Origin of the sequence: Enterobacter sp. FB, assembly GCF_000805795.1 — a bacterium.
Classification (GTDB): domain Bacteria; phylum Pseudomonadota; class Gammaproteobacteria; order Enterobacterales; family Enterobacteriaceae; genus Enterobacter; species Enterobacter roggenkampii.
This window is the reverse complement of the sequence record NZ_JSZC01000013.1, coordinates 22706-41677: the sequence shown is the minus strand read 5'-3', so window position 1 is coordinate 41677 and position 18972 is coordinate 22706. Positions and strand designations below refer to the sequence as shown.

At 55.7% G+C, this 18972-nt stretch carries 18 protein-coding genes; 4 read left to right on the top strand and 14 right to left on the bottom strand.

The window, feature by feature from the left end; all coding sequences use genetic code 11:
- Positions 1–10 precede the first annotated feature (10 nt).
- Entirely contained in the window at positions 11–1114 is a 1104-nt protein-coding gene (gene proB, locus PI91_RS06960) for a glutamate 5-kinase (protein ID WP_008501877.1), read from the bottom strand.
- 304 nt (positions 1115–1418) lie between these two features.
- Between proB and phoE the strand changes: the two genes are divergently transcribed.
- Positions 1419–2471, top strand: coding sequence for a phosphoporin PhoE (gene phoE / locus PI91_RS06955; RefSeq protein WP_008501878.1), 1053 nt, complete (start codon positions 1419–1421; stop codon positions 2469–2471).
- A 136-nt stretch (positions 2472–2607) separates the two neighbouring features.
- On the opposite strand, the gene crl is transcribed toward phoE, so the two are convergent.
- From crl to gpt, 3 genes are all read right to left on the bottom strand, one after another.
- Positions 2608–3009 (bottom strand): sigma factor-binding protein Crl, encoded by a 402-nt coding sequence (gene crl, locus PI91_RS06950; RefSeq protein ID WP_008500249.1) that lies wholly within the window; start codon positions 3007–3009, stop codon positions 2608–2610.
- Between the two features lie 57 nt (positions 3010–3066).
- Entirely contained in the window at positions 3067–4311 is a 1245-nt protein-coding gene (gene frsA / locus PI91_RS06945; RefSeq protein ID WP_039265734.1) for an esterase FrsA, read from the bottom strand.
- Between the two features lie 106 nt (positions 4312–4417).
- Positions 4418–4876, bottom strand: coding sequence for a xanthine phosphoribosyltransferase (gene gpt / locus PI91_RS06940; protein WP_003863205.1), 459 nt, complete (start codon positions 4874–4876; stop codon positions 4418–4420).
- Between the two features lie 260 nt (positions 4877–5136).
- Between gpt and pepD the strand changes: the two genes are divergently transcribed.
- Entirely contained in the window at positions 5137–6594 is a 1458-nt protein-coding gene (pepD, locus tag PI91_RS06935) for a cytosol nonspecific dipeptidase (protein WP_008500251.1), read from the top strand.
- 76 nt (positions 6595–6670) lie between these two features.
- Here pepD and dinB read toward each other — a convergent pair whose 3' ends face one another.
- The 8 genes from dinB to PI91_RS06895 form a co-directional block, all read right to left on the bottom strand.
- Entirely contained in the window at positions 6671–7729 is a 1059-nt protein-coding gene (dinB, locus tag PI91_RS06930; RefSeq protein ID WP_023293207.1) for a DNA polymerase IV, read from the bottom strand.
- Between the two features lie 108 nt (positions 7730–7837).
- A complete protein-coding gene (gene nqrM / locus PI91_RS06925) occupies positions 7838–8041 on the bottom strand; it encodes a (Na+)-NQR maturation NqrM (protein WP_023615899.1) in 204 nt (67 codons plus the stop codon).
- A complete protein-coding gene (gene nqrF, locus PI91_RS06920) occupies positions 8041–9264 on the bottom strand; it encodes an NADH:ubiquinone reductase (Na(+)-transporting) subunit F (RefSeq protein WP_023293209.1) in 1224 nt (407 codons plus the stop codon). Before nqrF ends, nqrM begins: the two co-directional genes overlap by 1 nt.
- A gap of 10 nt (positions 9265–9274) precedes the next feature.
- The gene (gene nqrE / locus PI91_RS06915) at positions 9275–9871 is read right to left on the bottom strand and encodes an NADH:ubiquinone reductase (Na(+)-transporting) subunit E (protein ID WP_008500255.1); all 597 of its coding nucleotides are present in this window, start codon (positions 9869–9871) and stop codon (positions 9275–9277) included.
- A gap of 6 nt (positions 9872–9877) precedes the next feature.
- Positions 9878–10516, bottom strand: coding sequence for an NADH:ubiquinone reductase (Na(+)-transporting) subunit D (locus PI91_RS06910; RefSeq protein ID WP_039265733.1), 639 nt, complete (start codon positions 10514–10516; stop codon positions 9878–9880).
- Positions 10509–11303, bottom strand: coding sequence for a Na(+)-translocating NADH-quinone reductase subunit C (locus PI91_RS06905; protein ID WP_023293210.1), 795 nt, complete (start codon positions 11301–11303; stop codon positions 10509–10511). Before PI91_RS06905 ends, PI91_RS06910 begins: the two co-directional genes overlap by 8 nt.
- Positions 11296–12531, bottom strand: a complete 1236-nt coding sequence (locus PI91_RS06900) for an NADH:ubiquinone reductase (Na(+)-transporting) subunit B (RefSeq protein WP_039265731.1) — start codon at positions 12529–12531, stop codon at positions 11296–11298. Before PI91_RS06900 ends, PI91_RS06905 begins: the two co-directional genes overlap by 8 nt.
- A 3-nt stretch (positions 12532–12534) precedes the next feature.
- On the bottom strand, positions 12535–13878 hold the full coding sequence (locus tag PI91_RS06895; protein ID WP_008500260.1) for a Na(+)-translocating NADH-quinone reductase subunit A: 1344 nt from the start codon (positions 13876–13878) through the stop codon (positions 12535–12537).
- Between the two features lie 298 nt (positions 13879–14176).
- Here PI91_RS06895 and dpaA point away from each other — a divergent pair, with 298 nt between their 5' ends.
- Positions 14177–14917 (top strand): peptidoglycan meso-diaminopimelic acid protein amidase, encoded by a 741-nt coding sequence (dpaA, locus tag PI91_RS06890; protein ID WP_008500261.1) that lies wholly within the window; start codon positions 14177–14179, stop codon positions 14915–14917.
- Here the strand turns inward: dpaA and PI91_RS06885 are convergent.
- Both PI91_RS06885 and lpcA read right to left on the bottom strand, forming a co-directional pair.
- Positions 14888–15655 carry a class II glutamine amidotransferase gene (locus tag PI91_RS06885; RefSeq protein WP_008500262.1) on the bottom strand — a complete coding sequence of 256 codons (768 nt, stop codon included), beginning with the start codon at positions 15653–15655 and terminating at the stop codon, positions 14888–14890. The two genes, dpaA and PI91_RS06885, sit on opposite strands and share 30 nt — an antisense overlap.
- 48 nt (positions 15656–15703) lie before the next feature.
- Complete coding sequence (lpcA, locus tag PI91_RS06880; RefSeq protein WP_008500263.1) at positions 15704–16282, bottom strand: D-sedoheptulose 7-phosphate isomerase; 579 nt, start codon at positions 16280–16282, stop codon at positions 15704–15706.
- A 239-nt stretch (positions 16283–16521) separates the two neighbouring features.
- On the opposite strand from lpcA, the gene fadE reads away from it, so the two are divergent.
- On the top strand, positions 16522–18966 hold the full coding sequence (gene fadE / locus PI91_RS06875; protein ID WP_039265729.1) for an acyl-CoA dehydrogenase FadE: 2445 nt from the start codon (positions 16522–16524) through the stop codon (positions 18964–18966).
- Positions 18967–18972 lie beyond the last annotated feature (6 nt).

Genomic DNA, 18972 nt, shown 5'->3' with positions numbered 1-18972 from the left:
TTCTGGCTCCTTAACGAATAATCATGTCATCGCGATGCACGGCAACCGGGCCATATTCATAGCCCAGAATGGCGTCGATCTGCTGCGAATGGTGACCCGCGATGCGGCGCAGGGCATCGCTGTTATAGCGGCTTACGCCGTGGGCGATGTCGCGGCCTTCGAGGTTACGGATACGGATCACTTCACCACGGGAGAAGTTGCCTGTCACGCTTTTAATTCCTTTAGGAAGTAATGAACTTCCTCGTTCCAGAATCGCGGCGGTCGCCCCTTCATCAACGACGAGTTCGCCCGCAGGTGGCGCGCCAAATATCCAGCGTTTACGGTTTTCCAGCGGGGATTCCTGAGCGTGGAAGCGGGTGCCGACGGAGATGCCTTCCATCACGTCGCCAATCACGCCAGGGCGGCTGCCCGCGGCAATGATGGTGTCGATACCGGCGCGGCACGCCACGTCGGCGGCCTGCAGCTTGGTCCCCATGCCGCCCGTTCCGAGGCCGGACACGCTGTCACCGGCGATGGCGCGCAGCGCATCGTCGATACCGTGAACGTCGGTAATCAGCTCGGCTTCCGGGTTGGAGCGCGGATCGGCAGTGAACAACCCCTGCTGATCGGTCAGAAGCAGTAATTTATCGGCGCCAGCCAGAATGGCGGCCAGCGCAGAGAGGTTGTCGTTATCACCCACTTTGATTTCAGCGGTAGCAACGGCATCGTTCTCATTAATGACCGGAACGATATTGTTGTCCAGCAGCGCGCGCAGGGTATCGCGGGCGTTCAGGAAGCGCTCTCTGTCTTCCATATCCGCACGCGTCAGCAGCATCTGTCCGACGTGGATGCCATAGATAGAGAACAGCTGTTCCCAGAGTTGAATGAGTCGGCTTTGTCCCACGGCGGCCAGCAGCTGTTTAGAGGCGATCGTCGCGGGGAGTTCGGGGTAACCCAGGTGTTCACGCCCGGCGGCAATCGCCCCGGAGGTCACAATTACAATACGATGCCCTGCGGCATGTAACTGAGCGCACTGACGTACAAGCTCAACAATGTGGGCGCGATTTAGGCGGCGCGATCCGCCTGTTAACACACTGGTACCGAGTTTTACCACCAGCGTCTGGCTGTCACTCATGATTCTCTGCCGTTCAACGATAAGGGAAAGTAATGTCGAACGAACGTTTTAGCAGGAGTCAGCCCCGTTGCCAACTGCCTTAGCACATCGCGAAACACTTTGTTGCGCGGGATCAGGAAGCGTAGCGGGAGAATTTGACACTTTTATTACCGAAATAATAAATCACAGTTTTTTAAAATTATTCTTAGTTTGTCATAAAAGTTTCATTCCAGAACGATAAAACCCTTCCTGTTTTTTCACGGGACTTAAGCATGAGCTTATCGTCCAGCGAATTTTTTAGCGCGTTTATAAGACAGGATCGAAAATGAAAAAGAGCACTCTGGCATTAATGGTTATGGGCGTAGTGGCTTCTGCATCCGTTCACGCAGCTGAAGTTTATAATAAAGATGGTAATAAGCTGGACGTGTACGGCAAAGTGAAAGCCATGCACTACATCAGCGATGATGCCACCAAAGATGGCGATCAGACTTACGTTCGTTTCGGTTTTAAAGGCGAAACCCAGATTAACGATCAGCTGACGGGCTATGGTCGTTGGGAATCTGAATTTGCGGGTAACAAAGCCGAGAGCGACTCCTCTCAGAAAACCCGTCTGGCGTTCGCGGGCCTGAAGCTGAAAAACTTTGGCTCTCTGGATTACGGTCGTAACCTGGGTGCGCTGTATGACGTCGAAGCATGGACCGACATGTTCCCTGAGTTCGGCGGCGACTCTTCCGCTCAGACCGATAACTTCATGACCAAGCGTGCGACCGGTCTTGCCACCTACCGCAACACCGACTTCTTCGGCGCGGTTGACGGCCTGGACATGACCCTGCAGTACCAGGGTAAAAACGAAAACCGTGACGCCAAGAAGCAGAACGGTGACGGTTTTGGTACCTCTCTGAGCTATGACTTCGGCGGCAGCGATTTTGCCGTCAGCGGTGCTTACACTAACTCTGACCGCACCAACGCGCAGAACCTGCTGGCGCGTGGTCAGGGGCAGAAAGCCGAAGCCTGGGCTACCGGTCTGAAATATGACGCGAACGATATTTATCTGGCAGCGATGTATTCAGAAACCCGCAACATGACGCCAATTTCTGGCGGATTTGCCAATAAAGCGCAGAACTTTGAAGTCGTCGCACAATATCAGTTCGATTTCGGTCTGCGTCCGTCCCTGGGTTATGTCCAGTCTAAAGGCAAAGATATCGAAGGTATTGGTGACGAAGATCTGGTGAAATATATTGACGTTGGCGCGACCTATTACTTCAACAAAAATATGTCCGCGTTTGTTGATTATAAAATTAACCAGATTGACGACGATAATAAACTGGGCGTGAGCAGCGATGATATCGTTGCCCTGGGTATGACCTACCAGTTCTAAGATTACCCGAATAAGAAAATCCCGGCAGATAAGCCGGGATTTTTTTTGCCCGGTAGCGCTGCGCTTACCGGGCCTACGGGATAGTGCATTTTGTAGGCCGGGTAAGGCGAAGCCGCCACCCGGCGCTGTGACGCTATCAGGCGGTCAGCTTCACCGCTTCGCTGGAAAAATCATCCGCTGGCTCGAACTTAAGGTCCAGGGTGGCCAGCAGTGCGCTCGCTTTGTCGTGAAACTCTTTCAGGGTATATTCCAGGCGATCGATCACTTCCTGATCTTTAATGGTGGTGGCCTGCCAGTTACCGTCTTTATTAAACAGGCCAAACTGGTAGCTATACGTAAAGCGTTTTTCCTCTGCTTCCATTTCCATCCACCAGCCCCAGAATTCACGTTTTTCGGGTGCAGGCTTCACGTTGACGCATACAGCCAGGCAGTCGAAAAAAAAGCGATTCTCTTCACACTGCTCTTCTCGAATATACGGGCCAAGAGCCATGAACTTCTTAATCAATCTACTTTTCGGGTGTCCACTCGGTAACGTCATTGCGATCTCCTTTTGTGAAGCCACTGTTTTACCAAACCAGCGAAATTTAGCAATCTATTAACACAATCTCTGAGCGATCCAGCGCGTAATCTCTTTCAGAGCTTTATCGAAATTCTGATAGACCGGGCTGAACGGCACCTCAAGCAGTTTGCCATCCGCAGATGACGACGTGATTAAGCGCGACTCTTCTTCCGGACTGAACGGATCGTTTTTCCAGAACCCCGACAGCATCGGCGTCGGGCAGCGACGTCCCAGCAACCCTTGCGTTTTTAACGAGTAGCGATTGAGCTCAACGCGCAGCGCTTCGTCTGATGCATCATGCATGCCAAGACGGCTGGCCAGCACATCAAGGTACATTTCAGGCACGCTCCCCTGGCGTGCGGGATCGCTGAGCAGGGCATGAACGACCGGTCCAAGGCAGGCGACTGCTTTCAGGCGGGAGGATTCAAGGTAAGCCAGACGCACCGCGACGTTTGCGCCAAAGCGGAAGCCAAATGCCGCCACGCGGGTGTGGTCAACCCACGGAATGTTTTCCAGCGCTTTTAGCGCATGCTGGTGCAGCAGGCTGGAATCCTGAGTCAGTTTCCATTTGGAGGAGAAGCCAATTGAGGGCATATCCAGCGTCAGCATCGCGATCCCTTTTGGTGCGAAGTAGCGCTCATACAGGCTGTAATAGTCAGTTTGCAGAGAGTCCAGCCCGCCGCACATCAGCACGGTCGGGAACGGGCCTTCACCTTCGGGCATATGCAGGAACCCGGTAACGGGCGCCCCGCCCGGAACAGCGAACTCAAGCTCGCGCATCTGGCCCGGCAGGCGTTGAGCCGCCTCTTCGTAGGCGCGATTCGCCAGCGCCTGCGCCTGTTCAGCCAGCTCATCGCCTTTCAGATGTGGATACGCGGCAATGGCATAGAGGTTGGCCGCATGCAGCCAGTGTTTGCCGCTGCGCGTGGCATCCTCTTCCTGGCTGGCTTTTTGCTGCCAGAGCATCGCCTGTTTAGACCACTCGTAGATCCAGTTTCCGCCACGGTAGCCCACCACCGTATCATAGAGTTCGCTGTCGGTACGCTCGGCTTCACTCATCACGATACGTGCCTGCACATCAAGGATTTCACGGGGGTCGATACCGCGCCAGATCCACATCAGGCGGTTAATCATGCGATACCAGTGAGGCACGTTTTTACCGTCTAACGCAGACTGGACGGCAGGCTGAGTACCCGGATTGAAGCGACGCACCAGCGTCGACGTTTCAGGGTGTTTGAAACGGGGTTTGAAGAGAGTCTCGGTGAGATTCGCCTGCGTCATTGCATTGCCTCCATGAATACGTCGTATAGAGACTATTGTAACGCGCGCCAGACTAAAAAAAACAACGCCCGGCATCACCGGGCGTTAAATTAATTGCGGAACGTGATTAACGACCCGAGATTGGCGGTACGAAGACCACGCCCATATCCCATGGCTGTTCAATCCATGTATCCTGCGGAATATCAATCACGTAATCGTCAACCAGCGGGCGGCCAGCAGGCTTTGCGAAGATAGTGACGAAATGTGCTTTCGGATACATTTCACGGATAGCCACCGCGGTACCGCCGGTATCCACCAGGTCATCAATAACGATGAAGCCTTCACCATCGCCTTCCGCGCGTTTCAGCACTTTCAGCTCGCGCTGGTTGTCATGGTCATAGCTGGAGATGCAAACGGTATCGACATGACGAATACCCAGCTCACGTGCCAGCAGCGCCCCCGGTACCAGACCGCCACGGCTGACGGCAATAATGCCTTTCCACTGTTCGGAAGGCATCAGACGCGCAGCCAGTTTGCGTGCGTGAATCTGCAACATGTCCCAGGTGACGACGTATTTTTCGCTCATGTGAAGTGTCCCAGCCTGTTTTTATACGGCTTAAAAAGTGTTCGAGGGGGAAATAGGTTGCGCGAGATTATAGAGATCTGACGCACTAAAAACCAGTGTTTAGCGCCCTCTGCCTGAGTTTTTACATGCTTTATGCTACCAGCCAGCAGAGAAAGTGGTATTCTCAGTTTCATCTCGCAAGCCTGACTTGTGGTAACTATTAACCTGCTAACCCTGTGACCTGCAACCCTGTTTGCAGCGCCTCGACAAGGAGACTTATCGTGTCTGAACTGTCTCAACTATCTCCGCAGCCGCTGTGGGATATTTTTGCCAAAATCTGCTCCATTCCACACCCTTCCTACCATGAAGAACAGCTTGCCGAACATATTATGGGCTGGGCGAAGGAAAAAGGTCTGCATGCGGAACGTGACCAGGTTGGCAACATTCTGATCCGCAAACCCGCCACCGCAGGCATGGAAAACCGTAAACCGGTTGTGCTGCAGGCGCACCTGGACATGGTGCCACAGAAGAACAACGACACCGTTCACGACTTCACCAAAGACCCGATTCAGCCGTACATCGACGGCGACTGGGTGAAAGCGCGCGGCACCACCCTGGGTGCGGATAACGGCATCGGTATGGCCTCTGCGCTGGCCGTGCTGGCTGACGACAGCGTTGAGCACGGTCCACTGGAAGTGCTGCTGACCATGACCGAAGAAGCGGGCATGGACGGGGCGTTCGGTCTGCAGGCGAACTGGCTGCAGGCGGATATCCTGATCAACACCGACTCCGAAGAAGAAGGCGAGATCTACATGGGCTGCGCGGGCGGGATTGATTTCATCTCTACCCTGCCGCTGTCACGCGAAGCGATTCCTGCCGGTTTCCAGACCTTCAAGCTGACGCTGAAAGGGCTGAAAGGCGGCCACTCCGGCGGTGATATTCACCTGGGTCTGGGTAACGCCAACAAGCTGCTGGCACGCTTCCTGGCAGGCCATGCGGCCGAGCTGGATCTGCGTCTGGTAGACTTCAACGGCGGTACCCTGCGCAACGCGATCCCGCGCGAAGCCTTCGCCACCGTAGCGGTTCCAGCGGCTAAAGCCGACGAGCTGAAAAAACTCTCCACCGTGTACCTGGATATCCTGAAAAACGAACTGTCGGCGAAAGAGAAGAACCTGACCGTGGTGCTGGAATCCGTCTCCACGGATAAAGCCGCGCTGACCGTGCAGTCTCGTGACACCTTCGTTCAGCTGCTGAACGCGACGCCAAACGGCGTAATCCGCAACTCTGACGTGGCGAAAGGCGTAGTGGAAACCTCACTGAACGTGGGCGTGGTGACCATGAGCGACGACAGCGCGGAGATCATCTGCCTGATCCGCTCCCTTATCGACAGCGGTAAAGAGTATGTGGTGAGCATGCTGGAATCTCTGGGTACGCTGGCGGGCGCAAAAACCTCCGCCAAAGGCAGCTACCCGGGCTGGCAGCCGGATGCAAGCTCTCCGGTGATGGCACTGGTGCGTGAAACCTACCAGCGTCTGTTCAACAGCACGCCGAATATTCAGGTGATCCACGCGGGTCTGGAATGTGGTCTGTTCAAGAAACCGTATCCGAATATGGACATGGTATCTATCGGGCCAACCATTACCGGTCCGCACTCGCCGGATGAGCAGGTTCATATCGAAAGCGTTGGTCATTACTGGACGCTGCTGACTGAACTGCTGAAGGCGATCCCAGTTAAGTAATACCCTCATCCCAGCCCTCTCCCACAGGGATAGGGTGAAAAACCCAGGCCCGGTAAGCGTAGCGCACCGGGCTTTTTTACAATCCTAATACCAGCTGTCGCTCTAACTGCGGATCCAGCAGCGTGACGTGCAATCCCACCAGCCTCACCCCTCGCCCTCCTCGTCGCTCTTCCCATGCCTTTTTTGCCGTCGCGATAAGATCGTCTTTATTCAGACGCGGCCAGACATGTTCCTGCGTGGTCTGCTGAAAATCGTTGAATTTGAGCTTGATGCCCTGACGGGCAATCAGCAGGTCCGGTTTTAGCTTGCTTAAGCGTCGTTCCAGCTCAGGATAAAGCTGTTCCGTGATAATGGTTTCGCATTCGGACCAGTCATGAATATCTTCAATGAGGGTTCGCTCGACGCCGACGGATTTCCGCAGCCGTTCGCTGTTCACATCGCGATCGTCAATCCCCTGGCTGCGCTCCCACAGCACGCGGCCAAACTTCCCGAAGCGCTTGAGCAGCATGGCGAGGTCGCTTCGCTGCACGTCTTCGCAGGTGCGTAACCCCATGCTTTCCAGCTTTGCGGCGGAGACTTTCCCGACGCCGGGGATTTTGCCAAGCGGCAGCGTTTTTAAAAATGCAGGCACCTCTTCCGGCGTAATGACGTACTGGCCGTTGGGCTTATTTAAATCCGAAGCGATTTTGGCAAGGAATTTAACGGGCGCAACCCCCGCAGATGCCGTCAGATTCAGCTCGTTGAAAATCGTCTGGCGGATCTCCTGCGCCATCAGCGTGGCGGAGCCGTGGCAATGCACACTGTCGGTCACATCGAGATAGGCTTCGTCCAGCGACAGCGGTTCTATCAAAGAGGTATAGCGGGAGAAGATTTCCCGAATATGAAGGGAAGCCTCTTTATAGGCGTCGAACCGCCCGGGCAGAAGCGTGAGATGAGGGCAAAGCTTTAAGGCCATCGCCGTCGGCATGGCGCTACGCACGCCAAATTTGCGCGCAGGGTAGTTGGCGGTGCTGATAACGCCACGCTGAACGCGGCTGCCGCCAATGGCGATGGGAATATCCCGCAGCGCCGGGTTGTCTCGCATCTCCACTGCGGCAAAAAAGCAGTCCATATCAACATGGATTATTTTGCGCATAGTAAGCCCTCACTCATCACTGGATAAGTATACAGTAAACAAATGAGGATTGAGAAGCAGATGTAAGAATGCCGGGTGGCGGCGTTGCCTTACCCGGCCTACAAAAACTTAAATAATGCGCTGCTGCTCGCGCGCCATGCGTTTTTTACGGGCGTCGCACGGTTCCGGGCAGTCGCAGACCTTCTCCATGCCAATGGAGGAAATACCGCCGCAGCTGCCCTGAATGCTTTTCCGCTTAACGATCCAGCCTAACGACATGCCGAAGATGACAAGCACAAAAACCACAAAGGTTGCCAGAAACGTCAGCATCATCAGCCTCCAAAGTCATCGAGCATGATGTTCTCATCTTCGACGCCGAGATCTTTCAGCATCTTAATCACGGCGGCGTTCATCATCGGCGGACCACACATATAGAACTCGCAGTCCTCGGGAGCCGGGTGCTGTTTAAGGTAGTTTTCATACAGCACGTTGTGGATGAACCCCGTATAGCCCGTCCAGTTATCTTCCGGCTGCGGATCGGAGAGCGCCACGTGGAAGGTAAAGTTCGGGTTTTCACGCGCCAGCTGTTCAAACTCATCATCGTAGAACATCTCACGCAGCGAACGCGCCCCGTACCAGAAGCTGATTTTACGCTTGCTGCCGAGCCGCTTGAGCTGGTCAAAGATGTGCGAGCGCATCGGGGCCATGCCGGCACCGCCGCCGATAAAGACCATTTCCGCGTCGGTATCTTTCGCGAAGAACTCCCCGAACGGGCCGGAGATGGTCACCTTATCGCCCGGCTTTAGGGACCAGATGTATGATGACATCACGCCCGGCGGCGCATCCGGCACATTCGGTGGCGGCGTGGCGATACGCACGTTGAGCATGATAATGCCCTTCTCTTCCGGGTAGTTGGCCATCGAGTAGGCGCGCAGCGTCGGCTCTTTCACCTCAGATACAAAGCGGAAGAGATTGAATTTGTCCCAGTCGGCGCGGTACGCCTGCGGAACGTCAAAGTCCGCATACGCCACGGTATGCTCAGGGCACTCAATCTGAATGTATCCTCCGGCACGGAACGGGACATCTTCCCCTTTCGGCACCCGCAGCTTCAGCTCTTTGATAAAGGTAGCTTTGTTATCATTAGAGATAACTTCACATTCCCATTTTTTGACGCCGAAAATCTCTTCCGGCAGTTCAATCTTCATGTTCTGACGCACTGCGACCTGGCAGGCCAGACGGCAGCCCTCTTTTGCCTCACGCTTTGTGATATGCGACAGCTCGGTGGGCAGAATATCGCCGCCACCCTCTTTTACCGTCACGCGGCACTGCCCGCAGGAGCCGCCGCCGCCGCAGGCCGAGGAGACAAAAATACCGTTACCGGACAGCGTGTTGAGCAGCTTATCTCCCGCAGGGGTGCGGATCTGATTCTGCGGATCGTCGTTAATATCAATCACCACGTCGCCGGAATTCACCAGCTTCGCGCGCGCCGCCAGAATGAGCCCTGACAGCACCAGTACAATCAGCGTGAACATCACCACGCCAAGAATAATTTCCATCTGTTAGCCCTTATAGCTGCACACCGGAGAAGGACATGAAGCCCAGCGCCATCAGCCCGGTGGTGATAAAGGTGATCCCTAAGCCACGCAGGCCTGCAGGCACGTTGGCATATTTCATTTTTTCGCGGATCCCCGCCATGGTGACAATCGCCAGCATCCATCCGATGCCGGAGCCGAAACCGTACACCACAGATTCACTGAAGTTGTAATCACGCTGAACCATAAACGAGACGCCGCCGAAGATGGCGCAGTTCACCGCGATCAGCGGCAGGAAGATCCCCAGCGCGTTGTACAGCGACGGGAAGTACTTATCGAGGATCATCTCCAGGATTTGCACCAGCGCGGCAATCACGCCAATAAAGGTGATGAAGTTCAGGAAGCTGAGGTCAACCCCTTCCACCAGCGCGCCGTCCCGCAGCACAAAGTTGTAGACCAGATTGTTAATCGGTACAGATAAGCCAAGCACCACGGTGACCGCGATACCCAGCCCAAATGCCGTCGACACTTTTTTGGACACCGCAAGGAACGTACACATGCCGAGGAAAAACGCGAGCGCCATGTTTTCAACAAACACCGCGCGCACAAACAAACTCAGGTAATGAGCCATCGTCGGTTACTCCTTTTCCTGCTGTTCTGGTCTCAACGTACGAATCAGCCAGATCAACAAACCGATAATGAAAAATGCGCTGGGAGCCAGCAGGAACAGGCCGTTTGGCAGATACCATCCACCGTTTTGCACCGTGTCCAGCACCGTGATGCCAAACAGCTTACCGCTGCCAATCAGCTCACGCAGGAAGCCAACGGTCAGCAGGATCACACCGTAGCCGAGGCCGTTACCGATACCGTCCATAAAACTCGCCAGCGGCGGCATTTTCATGGCGTAGGCTTCCGCACGCCCCATCACAATACAGTTGGTGATGATCAGCCCGACAAACACCGAGAGCTGTTTGGAGATTTCATAGGCGAAGGCGCGCAGCAGCTGATCGACCACGATCACCAGCGAGGCGATGATCGCCATCTGCACGATGATCCTCACGCTGTTGGGAATGTGGTGGCGGATCATCGAGATAAACATGCTCGAAAATGCCGTGACCAGCGTGACCGCCAGCGTCATCACCACCGCCGTTTCCAGCTTGGTCGTCACCGCCAGGGCTGAACAGACGCCCAGCACCTGCAGCGTGATCGGGTTATTGGCCAGCAGTGGGCCAATGAGCACCTTTTTGACTTCTTTCAGTTCACCGGTATCAGCCATTGTTTAGCGCTCCTTCACGTACGTTTTTCAGGAAAGGACCAAAACCCAGCTCGCCCATCCAGAAATCAAAACTGTGCTGCACGCCTTTGGAGGTGAGCGTGGCGCCGGACAGCCCGTCGACGGCGTAGTCGTCACCGGGACGTGCCGCCCCTTTCATCACCTTCAGCGCAGGCAGACCGTTATCGTCGAGCACTTTCTTACCGATAAACTGTGCCCGCCAGTTCGGGTTTTCTACTTCGCCACCCAGCCCCGGCGTTTCGCCCTGGTCGTAATACGTAATGCCTTTTACGGTACGGCCATCCGTATCAAGCGCCACAAAGGCATACATCATTGACCACAGGCCGTTGCCGTAGACAGGAAGCACCACTTCCTGAATGCGTTTTTGGGGGTCACGCACCAGATAAATTTCGGCGAGATTGCTGCGGCGCTTAATCCCGGCGGGATCTTGCGATGCCTCGAGCGTCAGGCTCATCTGCGGATCTTTCAGCGCCAGCGCCTGGTTATACTTCGCCGGATCTTTATCCAGCAGCTGGCCGGTTTTCAAATCCACCAGACGCGGTGAAATACGCTCCGCAAATACCGCCGAGACGTCGTCTGCACTCATCCCTTCCTGCATCAACCCGGCCACGGCCAGTATGTTGCGCTGTTTATCCAGCGCACGTTGCGCCTGCTGCAGGGGTTTTAACCCCACGGCAGAGCCGGCCACGACAATCGAACAGACCAGACAGAGCACCAGCACCACCAGCAGCGTTTTGCTGATACTGTCGTTATTTTTAACTTCAGCCACGCGCCTTCCTCCGCTTAATGTTGGCCCGCACCACCAGGCAATCGAAGAGTGGCGCAAACAGGTTGGCAAAAAGAATGGCCAGCATCATTCCTTCCGGGTACGCCGGGTTGACCACGCGGATCAGGACACACATCGCGCCAATGAGCACGCCATAGCTCCATTTACCTTTGTCCGTAAACGAGGCTGAGACGGGGTCGGTTGCCATGAACATCATGCCAAACGCGAAGCCACCCAGTACCAGATGCCAGTACCAGGGCATGGAGAACATTGGGTTGGTGGTCGAACCGATAACGTTGAACATCGTGGCGGTCAGCACCATGCCGATCATCACGCCCGCCACAATTCGCCAGGAGGCCACGCGCCCAAACAGGATGAGCGCCCCACCAATCAAAATCATCAGCGTTGAAACTTCACCAATGGAACCCGGAATGTTGCCAATAAAGGCATCAAACCAGGTCACAGGCTGACCCGTCGCGTTGTTCACCAGCGTTTCGCCGCCGTGTGCCGCCCACTGTGAAAGCGGCGTCGCGCCGGAAAAACCGTCAGCCGCCGTCCAGACCAGGTCGCCGGAGATTTGCGCCGGATAGGCAAAGAAGAGGAACGCACGCCCCGCCAGCGCCGGGTTAAGGAAGTTCCGCCCGGTGCCGCCGAAGATCTCTTTAGCAATGACCACGCCAAAGCTGATGCCCAGCGCTGCCTGCCAGAGCGGTAGCGTCGGGGGAACAATCAGGGCAAACAGAATAGAGGTCACGAAGAAGCCTTCGTTGATCTCATGTTTACGGATGATGGCAAACAGCACTTCCCAGAAGCCGCCCACGATAAAGACCGTGATGTAAATCGGCAGGAAGAACACCGCCCCCAGCGTCATCATGCTCACCCAGCCCGCGTCTGGCGCAAAGCTCACCCCTAACGACTGGGCCAGACGGTAGTGCCAGTCAGACTGAAGCACCTGCGCCAGCTGCTGCGCATCGTACATGTGGTGCAGCGCCGGAATGGTCTGCAGACCGACGTTGTACATCCCCCAGAACATCGCCGGGAAGACCGCAAACCACACCAGGATCATCATCCGCTTAAGGTCGATGGCGTCACGGACGTGCGCCGCTCCTTTCGTCACCAGCCCCGGCGTGTAGAAAATGGTCGCCGTGGCTTCATACAGCGGGTAGTACTTTTTGAGCTTCCCTTCGGTAAAGTGCGGCTCAATTTTTTCAAAGAGGTGTTTTAAGCCCATCGGTTATCCTTCCTGCTCAATGCGGGTTAACACCTCGCGCAATACCGGTCCATATTCGTATTTTCCCGGACAGACATAGGTACAGAGCGCCAGATCTTCTTCGTCCAGTTCCAGACAGCCCAGCGCCTGCGCGCTGTCGGTATCGCCGGCGAGCAGATCGCGCAACAGCATGGTCGGCAGAATATCCAGCGGCATGACGCGCTCGTAGTTGCCAATCGGGACCATAGCGCGCTCGCCGCCGTGCGTACTGGTCGAGAAGCTAAACAGCTTATTACGCAGGAAGTGCCCCAGCGTGGTACGGGTGACGGAGTATTTTTCCGCACCGGGCAGCACCCAGCCGAACAGCTCTTTCTCGCGGCCTTCCTGCACAATGCTGACCTGCAAATGGAAACGTCCCAGATAGGCGTGCGCCTGCACGGCATGGCGGCCACTGAGGACCGAACCGGAAATCAGCCGGTTTTCGCCTGCTTTGGTTTCTTCGTTCAGCAGTTCATTGATATCCGCGCCAATCAGCGTCTTCACCAGACGCGGGTTTGCAGCCTGCGGCCCACCGATGGCGATGGTGCGTTCCGCGCACAGCTCTCCGGAGGTGAAGAGCGTACCGATGGCGATGACGTCCTGATAATTAAGATGCCAGACCTGTTTCGTCAGGCTCACCGGCTCAAGGAAATGGATGTGCGTCCCGACCAGACCCGCCGGATGCGGGCCAGCAAACTCATTAAACGTGACCTGCCCCTGAGGATGACCGCCAAGCTTGCCGCCACCGGCCTGGCAAACGTGGACTTTTCCCGACGTCAGACGGGTTAAAACGGTAAGCCCGGCATCAAAGGCTTTGCGCTGTGCCAGGATAACCGGCTGCGGATCCACGCTGAGCGGGTTGGTATCCATTGCTGTGACGAAAATCGCGGCCGGTTCCGTGCCGGGAACCGGGGATTTACTGAAGGGACGCGTGCGAAGCGCGGTCCATAAGCCGGACGCCAGAAGCTGAGCCTGAACAGCCTCACGGCTCAGCGACGCGAGGTCTGCGGCATCGTAACGGGCGAATTCACGCTGTTCATCGCCTTCAATGCGGATCACCACCGACTGCAGAACGCGCCGTTCGCCACGGTTGATCGCCACAACGGTGCCGCTCGCGGGGGCTGTAAACATCACGCCGGGATTTTTTTTGTCCTCAAAGAGCGCCTGGCCTTTGATCACGCGATCGCCTTCCTGTACCAACATCGAAGGTCGCATTCCCAGGTAGTCGTCGCCCATAATGGCGACATGACGGACACTTGCGCCTGTCGAAACGCGCTGCGCGGGCACGCCTGCAATCGGCAGATCAAGTCCTTTTTTGATTTTAAACATGTGGTTAGCAGGTTTCCATGAACAACAATCCAGTGGCCGCGAAGTGTAACATTTTCCCCTTCTCGCGGGCAGCGAATCCGCCGTCGCGCGCGCCAAATTGCGAGCTAATGCGCAAAGTTCCTGGAGCCATCGCGATTTTGATGGTTTATAAAGTAAAACTAATTTGTAAACTCACCGCCCGGCTCTTGCGAAAATCTATAGCGGTGCTAATGTGAGCGCTCCTAACAGAATAATCTGATTTCGGGTCTCTTTTGCCGTCCTGGCAAGTTGGTCATGGTTTTATCAAGGAACTAGTAGTATGCGTAAAATCGCATTGTTCATTGCGATGCTTCTGATTCCGTGCATGTCGTTTGCCGGACTGCTCAGCAGTAATAGCTCAACGACGCCGATCAGCAAAGAATATAAACAGCAGTTAATGGGATCGCCGGTTTATATTCAGATCTTCAAGGAAGAACGCACTCTCGATCTGTTTGTAAAAATGGGTGAGACGTATCAGCTGCTTGATAGCTACAAAATCTGTAACTACTCCGGTGGATTAGGGCCAAAACAGCGTCAGGGCGATTTCAAAAGTCCGGAAGGGTTCTACAACGTTCAGCGTAGCCAGCTCAAACCAGACAGCCGTTTCTATAAAGCCATCAATATCGGTTTCCCGAATGCCTATGACCGTGCACACGGTTATGAAGGTAAATACCTGATGATCCACGGTGCCTGCGTGTCTATCGGCTGCTACGCGATGACCGATTCCGGCATTGATGAGATTTTCCAGTTTGTCACCGGCGCGTTGGTCTTTGGTCAGCCAAACGTTCAGGTCAGCATCTATCCGTTCCGCATGACGGATGCCAACATGGCGCGTCACAAGTACTCGTACTACGCGGATTTCTGGAAACAGCTGAAACCCGGCTATGACTACTTCGAGCAGACTCACAAGCCGCCTGTTGTCTCGGTTGTGGATGGCCGTTACGTGGTCAGCAAGCCGCTGAGCCACGAAGTTGTCCATCCACAGCTGGCGTCAAATTACACGGTCCCCGAGACAAAATAGCACCCACTCGCCTGGCATAATCTTTTGCCAGGTTTCGTTGCCCGTCAGCGGCTGCGTTGCAATAACAGTGACCACATCGTTCGGTGTGGTCTCCTTCTGAAAGTCTATCTCCACATCCTGATCGAGCAGCGTTGCCACGCCAAACGGCGCACGGCGGGTGATCCAGAACAAATTCGTCGAGCAGAACGCCATCACATAGCGGCCGTCAGAAAGCAGCATGTTGAACACGCCTTTTTCACGTAGTTCGGTGGCCAGCGTTGCGATGTATTTAAACACGGCAGCCATATTGCCTGGCGTACGGGGATAGCGCTCCGTCAGCTTGTGCAGCAGCCAGCAGAAGGCTTTTTCACTGTCGGTTTCGCCTACCGGGCGGAAATTGCCCGTCTCCAGCGACTTATAGCCCGTGAGTTGCCCGTTGTGCGCGTAGGTCCAGTTACGCCCCCACAGCTCACGGGTAAACGGATGGGTATTTTCCAGCGCCACTTCGCCACGGTTAGCCTGGCGAATATGGGCGATCACCGAGCGGGACTTGATAGGATAGTCCTGCACCAGTTTGGCAATCGGTGAGTTAAAGCTGGGCTGTGGATCTTTGAACGTGCGACACCCTTTGCCTTCGTAGAAGGTGATGCCCCAGCCGTCTTTATGCGGCCCGGTTCCTCCACCGCGCTGCACCAGCCCGGTGAAACTAAAGCAGATATCGGTTGGCACATTGGCGCTCATCCCGAGCAGTTCGCACATACATCACCTCCACAACAGCGGGGGGCACCAGCGCCCCCCAGCGAAGTCTTACTTAGCCATCTCTTTTTCGATCAGCTGGATCAGGATGTGGATCACTTTGATGTGAATTTCCTGAATGCGGTCAGCATAACCGAAGTGCGGAACGCGAATTTCAACATCCGCCGTACCGTCCATCTTACCGCCATCTTTGCCCGTCAGGGTGATGACTTTCATCCCTTTTTCACGTGCAGCAGTAATCGCTTTGATCACGTTGCCGGAGTTGCCGGAGGTAGAGATCCCCAGCAGCACGTCGCCTTCACGGCCTACCGCTTCAACGTAGCGAGAGAAGATGTGGTCGTAACCGAAGTCGTTGCCTACGCAGGAGATGTGGCTCACGTCGGAAATCGCAATCGCCGGGTAGCCAGGACGGTTTTCGCGATAGCGTCCGGTCAGCTCTTCTGCGAAGTGCATCGCGTCACAGTGAGAGCCGCCGTTACCGCAGGAGAGCACTTTGCCACCCGCTTTGAAGCTGTCGGCCAGCAGGACCGCCGCGCGCTGAATAGCGTGAATATTGGCATCATCTTTCAGAAAGTTCGCCAGCGTTTCCGCCGCTTCGTTCAGTTCGTTACGAATAAGATCCTGGTACATGAGGATAATCCTTCAGTATTGATGAAATAACACAGTGGAGTGTACCGGATAGCGGGAAAAGCGAGAAGCTAAAGCCATGCGAAACGTCCGGCGTTTTGCTTTTTCGTGCCGGGTAAAACGCGAACAATGTGAACCAGGTTGTAATTATTTTGTAAACACATTGCTAAAGGAAATAACATCAACTACAACCATATCATCACAAGTGGTCAGACCTCCTACAAGCAAGGGAGCTTTTCTTTATGATGATTTTGAGCATTCTCGCAACCGTTGTTCTGCTCGGTGTGCTGTTCTATCACCGCGTAAGTTTATTCCTGAGTAGCCTGATTCTTCTGGCCTGGACGGCTGCGCTTGGCGTCGCAGGTCTCTGGAATCTCTGGCTTTTAGTCCCTCTTGCCATCATCCTGCTGCCGTTTAACCTGGCCCCGATGCGTAAATCAATGATCTCTGCGCCGGTGTTCAAAGGCTTCCGCAAAGTGATGCCGCCCATGTCGCGTACCGAGAAAGAAGCGATTGATGCAGGCACCACCTGGTGGGAAGGCGACCTGTTCCAGGGCAATCCGGACTGGAAAAAGCTGCATAACTACCCGCAGCCGCGTCTGACCGCGGAAGAGCAGGCCTTTATTGACGGCCCGGTAGAAGAAGCCTGCCGTATGGCGAACGACTTTGCCATCACCCATGAAATGGCCGACCTGCCGCCAGAGCTGTGGGCGTACCTGAAAGAGCATCGCTTCTTCGCGATGATCATTAAGAAAGAGTACGGCGGTCTGGAGTTCTCTGCCTACGCTCAGGCTCGCGTCCTGCAAAAGCTGGCAGGCGTTTCCGGCATCCTGGCGATTACCGTTGGCGTGCCTAACTCCTTAGGCCCGGGCGAACTGCTGCAGCATTACGGTACCGAAGAGCAAAAAGATCACTACCTGCCGCGTCTGGCACGCGGTCAGGAAATCCCTTGCTTCGCGCTGACCAGCCCGGAAGCAGGCTCCGATGCGGGCGCGATTCCGGATACCGGCGTGGTCTGCATGGGCGAGTGGCAGGGCGAGCAGGTGCTGGGCATGCGCCTGACCTGGAACAAGCGTTATATCACGCTGGCCCCTATCGCCACCGTGCTGGGTCTGGCCTTTAAGCTCTCTGACCCGGAAAGACTGCTGGGCGGCGAAGAAGATCTGGGCATTACCTGTGCGCTGATCCCAACCTCCACCCCAGGCGTCGAGATTGGTCGTCGTCACTTCCCGCTGAACGTGCCGTTCCAGAACGGTCCAACCCGCGGCCAGGATATCTTTGTGCCGATTGATTACATCATCGGTGGCCCGAAAATGGCCGGTCAGGGCTGGCGTATGCTGGTGGAATGTCTGTCGGTGGGCCGCGGCATTACCCTGCCGTCGAACTCAACCGGCGGTCTGAAGTCGGTGGCGATGGGGATTGGTGCCTACGCCCACATCCGTCGTCAGTTCAAAATCTCCATCGGCAAGATGGAAGGTATCGAAGAGCCGCTGGCGCGTATCGCGGGCAACGCCTACGTGATGGACGCTGCCGCCACGCTGATTACCTACGGCATTATGCTGGGCGAAAAACCAGCCGTACTGTCGGCCATTGTGAAGTACCACTGTACCCACCGCGCGCAGCAGTCAATTATTGACGCGATGGATATCGCGGGCGGTAAAGGCATTATGCTCGGCGAAGGCAACTTCCTGGCGCGCGGCTATCAGGGCGCACCGATTGCCATCACCGTGGAAGGGGCAAACATCCTGACCCGCAGCATGATGATCTTCGGTCAGGGCGCAATTCGCTGCCATCCATACGTGCTGGAAGAGATGGCCGCTGCGCAGAACAACGACGTGGATGCCTTCGATAAGCTGCTGTTCAAGCATATCGGTCACGTGGGCAGCAACAAGGTGCGCAGCTTCTGGCTGGGCCTGACGCGCGGCCTTACCAGCGCCACGCCGACCGGCGATGCAACCAAACGTTATTATCAGCATCTGAACCGTCTGAGCGCCAACCTGGCCCTGCTGTCTGACGTTTCCATGGCGGTGCTGGGCGGCAGCCTGAAGCGTCGCGAACGTATCTCTGCCCGTCTGGGCGATGTGCTGAGCCAGATCTTCCTGGCCTCTGCGGTCCTGAAACGTTACGACGACGAAGGCCGTCAGGAAGCGGATCTGCCCCTGGTGCACTGGGGCGTACAGGATGCGTTGTATCAGGCTGAACAGGCGATTGACGATCTGCTGGCGAACTTCCCGAACCGCTTCGTGGCTGGTGCCCTGCGCGTGGTGATCTTCCCGACCGGTCGTCACCATCTGGCACCGTCCGACAAGCTGGACCACAAAGTGGCGAAGATCCTGCAGGTTCCGAGCGCAACCCGTTCCCGCATCGGCCGCGGTCAGTACCTGGCACCGACGCCGCATAACCCGGTGGGTCTGCTGGAAGAGGCGCTGCTTGACGTGATGGCCGCCGATCCGATTCACCAGAAGATCTGTAAACAGCTGGGCAAAAACCTGCCGTTTACCCGTCTGGACGAACTGGCAAAACAGGCGCTGGCCGGTGGCATTATCAATAAAGATGAGGCCGCTCTGCTGGTGAAAGCCGAAGAGAGCCGTCTGCGCAGCATTAACGTGGATGATTTCGAACCGGACGAGCTGGCGACGCAGCCGGTAAAGCTGCCGGAGAAGCACCGTAAACCAGAAGCGGCATAACGCGTT

What these genes read in the sequence shown, in the direction of transcription:
- PI91_RS06900 (WP_039265731.1), bottom strand. Translation starts at nt 12,531, where the DNA reads ATGGGCTTAAAACACCTCTTTGAAAAAATTGAGCCGCACTTTACCGAA.
- gpt (WP_003863205.1), bottom strand. Translation starts at nt 4,876, where the DNA reads ATGAGCGAAAAATACGTCGTCACCTGGGACATGTTGCAGATTCACGCA.
- nqrM (WP_023615899.1), bottom strand. Translation starts at nt 8,041, where the DNA reads ATGATGCTGACGTTTCTGGCAACCTTTGTGGTTTTTGTGCTTGTCATC.
- phoE (WP_008501878.1), top strand. Translation starts at nt 1,419, where the DNA reads ATGAAAAAGAGCACTCTGGCATTAATGGTTATGGGCGTAGTGGCTTCT.
- proB (WP_008501877.1), bottom strand. Translation starts at nt 1,114, where the DNA reads ATGAGTGACAGCCAGACGCTGGTGGTAAAACTCGGTACCAGTGTGTTA.
- PI91_RS06895 (WP_008500260.1), bottom strand. Translation starts at nt 13,878, where the DNA reads ATGTTTAAAATCAAAAAAGGACTTGATCTGCCGATTGCAGGCGTGCCC.
- PI91_RS06885 (WP_008500262.1), bottom strand. Translation starts at nt 15,655, where the DNA reads ATGTGCGAACTGCTCGGGATGAGCGCCAATGTGCCAACCGATATCTGC.
- dinB (WP_023293207.1), bottom strand. Translation starts at nt 7,729, where the DNA reads ATGCGCAAAATAATCCATGTTGATATGGACTGCTTTTTTGCCGCAGTG.
- fadE (WP_039265729.1), top strand. Translation starts at nt 16,522, where the DNA reads ATGATGATTTTGAGCATTCTCGCAACCGTTGTTCTGCTCGGTGTGCTG.
- nqrF (WP_023293209.1), bottom strand. Translation starts at nt 9,264, where the DNA reads ATGGAAATTATTCTTGGCGTGGTGATGTTCACGCTGATTGTACTGGTG.
- frsA (WP_039265734.1), bottom strand. Translation starts at nt 4,311, where the DNA reads ATGACGCAGGCGAATCTCACCGAGACTCTCTTCAAACCCCGTTTCAAA.
- lpcA (WP_008500263.1), bottom strand. Translation starts at nt 16,282, where the DNA reads ATGTACCAGGATCTTATTCGTAACGAACTGAACGAAGCGGCGGAAACG.
- dpaA (WP_008500261.1), top strand. Translation starts at nt 14,177, where the DNA reads ATGCGTAAAATCGCATTGTTCATTGCGATGCTTCTGATTCCGTGCATG.
- PI91_RS06910 (WP_039265733.1), bottom strand. Translation starts at nt 10,516, where the DNA reads ATGGCTGATACCGGTGAACTGAAAGAAGTCAAAAAGGTGCTCATTGGC.
- nqrE (WP_008500255.1), bottom strand. Translation starts at nt 9,871, where the DNA reads ATGGCTCATTACCTGAGTTTGTTTGTGCGCGCGGTGTTTGTTGAAAAC.
- crl (WP_008500249.1), bottom strand. Translation starts at nt 3,009, where the DNA reads ATGACGTTACCGAGTGGACACCCGAAAAGTAGATTGATTAAGAAGTTC.